Here is a 527-nt window from a genome sequence, read left to right on the forward strand (position 1 = left end):
CCTACCTCTCAATCGTCACTGCGGCTCCGAAGCCGCGCCGGTGTGAATTGTAAAACAAAAAAGTCTTTTTTCCATCTCATCGTTAGGGGCGATTTGTTATGAAGGAAAAGAATAAGGGCAGCTGGTTATGCTGCTTGGGAAGCGGTAAGCTTCTCTCTCAAAACAGAAAAAAGAAGTTTACTTTCTTTTTATTTGCTTATTTTTCTTACTAGCTATTCATAATAACATATCGCCCCTGAAAACACAATTTTTTTATAGTTCGAGTGAGACCGGTGTTTTCTCCCCGGCATTCATCAATCTGATATCCTCCGGTTCAATTTCAAGAATCACCAGATTCGGATCATCCTTGCCGTCAAACCAGCGCTCTAATTTGGAACTCCATATTTTGTCCTTGAGTTCTGCCGAATTGTTGATTTTGGCTTTTCCGGTAACTTCGACATATGCGTCGCCAAAACCTTCACAATCATAGCCTAATAAAATGTGGACATTGGGGTTGTTCTCAATTTCTTCTGCTTTATGAGTTTCCT

The 527-nt window shown here is 40.8% G+C and carries 1 protein-coding gene; it reads right to left on the minus strand.

The features are described 5' to 3' along the window. Positions 1–252: 252 nt before the first annotated feature. Positions 253–527 (minus strand): pyridoxamine 5'-phosphate oxidase family protein (locus ACWHAR_RS31665; RefSeq protein WP_452089001.1); only part of this gene is annotated, 275 nt, incomplete at its 5' end.

The organism is Bacillus sp. LR--39 (genome assembly GCF_053613335.1).